Source organism: Caldimonas tepidiphila (assembly GCF_003569765.1).
In the GTDB taxonomy this organism is placed as follows: Bacteria; Pseudomonadota; Gammaproteobacteria; order Burkholderiales; family Burkholderiaceae_C; genus Caldimonas; species Caldimonas tepidiphila.
This window is the reverse complement of record NZ_KZ983962.1, coordinates 1-215: the sequence shown is the minus strand read 5'-3', so window position 1 is coordinate 215 and position 215 is coordinate 1. Positions and strand designations below refer to the sequence as shown.

At 76.3% G+C, this 215-nt stretch carries 1 protein-coding gene; it reads left to right on the top strand.

From position 1 onward, the window contains the following. Positions 1 to 215 (top strand): cytochrome b/b6 domain-containing protein (locus D3A59_RS02295; protein ID WP_205665083.1); only part of this gene is annotated, 215 nt, incomplete at both ends.

Below are 215 nucleotides of genomic sequence, written 5' to 3'. Positions count from 1 at the left end.
CGGCTGCAGCTCTACAACTGGCACAAGTGGGCCGGCGTGGCGATCCTGGCGCTGTCGGCGCTGCGCCTGCTGTGGCGCCTGCTTCGCCGCCCGCCGCCGCCCGTGCCCGCGCCGCGCTGGCAGCTCGCCGCCGCGCACGCCACGCACGCGCTGCTCTACCTGCTGTTCTTCGCCGTGCCGCTGGCCGGCTGGGCCTACAGCTCCGCCGCGGGCTT